The sequence below is a fragment of the Caldicoprobacter sp. genome (assembly GCF_047459465.1).
GTDB lineage: Bacteria > Bacillota > Clostridia > Caldicoprobacterales > Caldicoprobacteraceae > Caldicoprobacter.
In genome coordinates, this window is record NZ_VSCO01000141.1 from 1 (window position 1) to 4,568 (window position 4,568).

Consider the following 4,568-nt stretch of genomic DNA (forward strand, 5'->3'; position numbering starts at 1 on the left):
ATTTTTTAAGAAGGATGTCGAGATTTTATGATCAGGCAGCGGATTGAAGAGCTGGAGGAAAAGGTCCTTTCACCCTACGCTTGTCTCAGCAGTAGAACAAAGGGAAGGCGGTATCCGCTGGAAAAATGTCAAATACGGACCGAGTTTCAACGAGATCGAGACAGAATACTTCACTGTAAATCCTTCCGCCGATTGAAGCACAAAACCCAGGTGTTTATAGCGCCAGAAGGCGACCATTACAGGACGCGGCTTACCCATACCCTGGAAGTGGCTCAGATTGCGCGCACCATTTCCAGGGCTTTAAGGCTCAATGAAGACCTCACCGAGGCCATAGCGCTGGGGCACGACCTGGGGCATACCCCCTTTGGACACATAGGCGAAAGGTTTTTGAACAGCGTGAGCAGCAACGGCTTCAAGCACAACCTTCACAGCCTGAGGGTGGTGGATGTCCTGGAGGGCCAGAATGGGCTTAACCTCACGTGGGAGGTAAGGGACGGGATCGTGAACCACACCATGTCCAGCAAGCCGCCCGCCACCCTTGAAGGCCAGGTGGTGAGGATAAGCGATCGAATTGCCTATATAAACCACGACATCGATGATGCTATAAGGGCCGGTATCATTACCATGGATGACCTGCCCAAGGATTGCATTGAGGTTTTGGGCAGTACTCATGGAGAGAGGATCAACACCATGATACTGGACGTGATTGAAAACAGCATGGATAGGCCGGCCATAAACATGAGCCAAGAGGTAAGCCAGGCCACCGAAAAGCTGAGGTCTTTCATGTTTGAAAGAGTGTATATGGGCTATGTGGCCCAAAAGCAGGAAGAAAAAGCCAGGTACGTGCTTGAAAATCTGTATGACTATTTTATGAAGCACCCCGATGCTCTACCTGCCGAGTATCGTTCCCATATAGAGGCATATGGCATAGAACAGGTGGTGTGCGACTATATAGCCGGTATGACCGATCGCTACGCCCTCAGGATGTTCTATAACCTGTTTATACCTTTGGGATGTTGAAGATGGCGTATAAAATTTATGGGAAAAGTTGAGAATACTAAAGATAGGATATATGCCTGGCGAGAGAAAGGCAAAAAAATAAAAAGTAAAGAAGGAATTTTGGTCTTTATGTCGAATATATACATCCTATTTGAACGCTTTTGAGCTTCCTTAAAAAATTTTATAAAATTTAAAGAGGAAAATCAAGAGCTATGTCGAATATATCTTAGGTTAGGTGAAGAGAGAATGGCAACATTTCTCCCCGACGAGTGGATTGATGAGGTGAGGGAGAGGAACGATATAGTAGATGTAATTTCGGAATATGTGCTTTTGAAACCCCAAGGGAAGGGTTTTTTTGGACTATGCCCTTTCCACGCTGAAAAGACCCCCTCATTCCATGTCAATCCCGAAAAGCAGCTTTATCACTGCTTTGGATGCGGTGCGGGGGGCAATGTCTTTACCTTTATAATGGCCATGGAAAAACTGGACTTTGTGGAAGCGGTAAAGCTCCTGGCAGAAAGAGCAGGAATGGCATTACCCCAGACCACACAGGCAGAAGAGTTCATAAGGTCCAGAAGCAGGAGGGAGAGGATATATCAGCTAAATCGCGAGGTTGCTAAATATTACCATAGAATGTTGTTTTCGCCTGAGGGAGGACAAGCGCTTTCTTACCTGAAATCCCGAGGGGTGGACTTAAATACCATCAGAAGATTCGGTATAGGTTATGCGCCTGATGGCTGGGAAAACGCAAAGCGGCATTTATTAGAGCTAGGTTTTGAGGAGGAACTTCTCGTTGAGTCGGGCATAGTAGTGTCCAACAAGGGAAAGACTTACGACCGTTTTCGGCATCGGGTGATTTTTCCCATCATCAAGCCCAGAGGGCTGGTGGTGGGGTTTGGTGGGAGAGTGCTTGACGATTCCCTTCCCAAATATCTAAATTCGCCCGATAGCCCTGTGTTCCAAAAGAGCAACACCTTGTTTGGTTTAAACCTCATCAAGCCAGGGTCTTCACCGGATTACATCATCATAGCAGAAGGGTATATGGATGTGGTGACCCTCCATCAGTATGGCTTCAAAAATGCGGTGGCATCGTTGGGAACGTCGCTGACACAGCAACAGGCAAAGCTCATAAGGCGGTACACTCAACAGGTATATATAGCTTACGATGGCGACACCGCAGGGCAGAAGGCTACTCTGAGGGGGCTTGACATACTTCAGGATGCAGGGCTAAGGGTGAAGGTGATTCTGTTTCCCGAGGACATGGACCCCGATGAGGTCTTGAGAAAATATGGTGCCGAGTTCTTTAAAAAGCTTATGGATAAGGCTGTATCCCTGGTGGATTACAAGCTGGACAGATTGCGCAGCCAGTATGACCTGGATACTCCTGAAGGAAGAGCAAGATACGCTACGGAAGCTGCTAGGATATTGATACAGGTGCCAAATTTGCTGGAGCGGGATGTCCATATACAGCGGTTGCAAGCCCAGACAGGGTTTTCTTCCAGGCTCTTGTACCAGCAAATTGCTCAGCTGGAGAGCTCGGCACAAAGGGAAAGTGTAAAAAGGCGTTTAGTTGGTAATAATAGGTATGTCGGCAAGATGGGTGCTGAGAGGGAGTCCGTGCCTGCCCACATAAAAGCCGAAAGGTATCTGTCGAACTTGATGGCCAGCAGCGATTGGTTGGCCAAAAAAATAGTGGAAAAAGTTAAAGAAGAGTACTTTGAGGAACCTATAAATAGGGAAATCTATGGCATAGTGGTTGAGCTCCTTGAGGCAGGTAAGGAAGTCAGCGTTCCTCAGGTTCTAAGCTGTGTACAAGATCAGAATAAAATACAGCAAATGGTTGAAATATTTGAACAACCGTTGGAGTACGATAATATTGATAAACTTATTTCGGATTGTATAGATGAGATAATGTATCGTCATTTAGAAAAGCGCAGGCAGGAGATAGTGGGATTAATCAGGAAGATGGAACAGGAGGGGAAACAGGAGACCGATACCTATAGGGCTCTGCTAAGCGAGATGGCTGTGTTGACCAAAAAGGTCAGGGCAAGTCGACACGGAAAGGAGGGAATATTATGAAAAACGAAGAGAGCAAGCAAAAAAATGACAAGCTGATGAAGATAAAAGAGCTGATCGAAAAGGGGAAAGAAAAGGGAGTTTTGACCTACAAGGAAATCATGGATGTGCTAGAAGACGTTGACCTGGATCCCGAACAGATCGAAAAGATATACGACACTCTGGAATCCCTGGGTATAGACGTACTGGATGAAGAAGTAGTACCAGAGGACATAAATCCCGAAGAGGATTTGGACCTTAGCCTTCCTGAAGGCGTTAGCATAGATGACCCCGTGAGGATGTACCTTAAGGAAATAGGAAAAGTGCCTTTGCTTACTGCAGAGGAGGAGATAGAGCTTGCCAAGAGGATGGAGCAGGGGGATGAAGAGGCAAAGAGAAGGCTCATAGAGGCCAACCTTCGACTGGTGGTCAGCATTGCAAAGCGATATGTGGGCCGAGGAATGCTTTTCCTGGATCTCATACAGGAAGGCAATCTGGGCCTCATAAAAGCTGTAGAGAAATTCGACTACAGGAAGGGTTATAAGTTCAGCACTTACGCTACATGGTGGATCCGCCAGGCTATAACCAGAGCTATAGCTGACCAGGCCAGGACCATAAGGATTCCGGTGCACATGGTTGAGACCATCAATAAGCTCATCAGGGTTTCGCGGCAGCTCCTTCAGGAATACGGCCGTGAGCCTCAGCCCGAAGAGATTGCACGGGAGATGGGCATCTCGGAGGAAAAGGTGAGAGAGATTCTGAAAATAGCTCAGGAGCCCATTTCGCTTGAGACCCCCATAGGAGAAGAGGAAGATAGCCACCTGGGAGACTTCATCCCCGACGAGGATGCTCCAGCGCCTGCAGAAGCAGCGGCCTATAACTTGTTAAAAGAGCAGCTTAAGGAAGTGCTGGATACTTTAACGCCTAGAGAAGAAAAGGTGTTGAGGCTGAGGTTTGGGTTGGATGACGGGAGGGCTAGAACGCTAGAAGAAGTAGGCAGGGAGTTCAACGTTACCAGGGAGAGGATCCGTCAGATTGAAGCCAAGGCCTTGAGAAAGCTAAGGCACCCCAGCAGAAGCAAGAAGCTAAAGGATTTCCTAGACTAAGGGTTCAGCATCTCTTAATATAAAAGGAGGTGCTGAATCCTTCTTTATTTTGAGAGGCGAAATTAGAAAAGTTTAGTTTAAATAAATGCAACACCTAAAGGATAATAGAACCGTAGTGAGAAATCTGTATGATATAGATATCCAACAACTACCCAGCATGCAGGAGAGCTCACCATGGTTCGATGCTCTGATTTGCCTATAGGATTTTCTCCCCTATTGACTGAATAAGGTGATTACGCTATAATATTATTTGTAATTGCGTTTTTGTGGGCCTTTAGCTCAGCGGTCAGAGCAGCCGGCTCATAACCGGTTGGTCCGGGGTTCGAATCCCTGAAGGCCCACCATTTTATTTATAACCATATTTGGCCGTAACGTTGGCCAATGGAGCTTGGATGGTTATAATAGATT

Annotated in this window: 3 protein-coding genes and 1 tRNA gene; all 4 read left to right on the plus strand. The window is 46.8% G+C overall.

From position 1 onward, the window contains the following. Positions 1-27 precede the first annotated feature (27 nt). The 4 genes from FWJ59_RS08125 (at position 28) to FWJ59_RS08140 (ending at position 4,504) form a co-directional block, all read left to right on the plus strand. Complete coding sequence (locus tag FWJ59_RS08125) at positions 28-1,020, plus strand: deoxyguanosinetriphosphate triphosphohydrolase (protein ID WP_414481448.1); 993 nt, start codon at positions 28-30, stop codon at positions 1,018-1,020. A gap of 225 nt (positions 1,021-1,245) precedes the next feature. After that, complete coding sequence (dnaG, locus tag FWJ59_RS08130) at positions 1,246-3,078, plus strand: DNA primase (protein ID WP_414481449.1); 1,833 nt, start codon at positions 1,246-1,248, stop codon at positions 3,076-3,078. Then, a complete protein-coding gene (gene rpoD / locus FWJ59_RS08135; RefSeq protein ID WP_414481450.1) occupies positions 3,075-4,160 on the plus strand; it encodes an RNA polymerase sigma factor RpoD in 1,086 nt (361 codons plus the stop codon). Before dnaG ends, rpoD begins: the two co-directional genes overlap by 4 nt. Before the next feature lie 268 nt (positions 4,161-4,428). After that, positions 4,429-4,504: transfer RNA gene (locus tag FWJ59_RS08140), tRNA-Ile, on the plus strand. The last annotated feature ends 64 nt before the right edge of the window (positions 4,505-4,568 follow it).

Excerpts from the sequence above, each read along its gene's own strand:
- rpoD (WP_414481450.1), top strand. The coding sequence starts at position 3,075 with ATGAAAAACGAAGAGAGCAAGCAAAAAAATGACAAGCTGATGAAGATA.
- dnaG (WP_414481449.1), top strand. The coding sequence starts at position 1,246 with ATGGCAACATTTCTCCCCGACGAGTGGATTGATGAGGTGAGGGAGAGG.
- FWJ59_RS08125 (WP_414481448.1), top strand. The coding sequence starts at position 28 with ATGATCAGGCAGCGGATTGAAGAGCTGGAGGAAAAGGTCCTTTCACCC.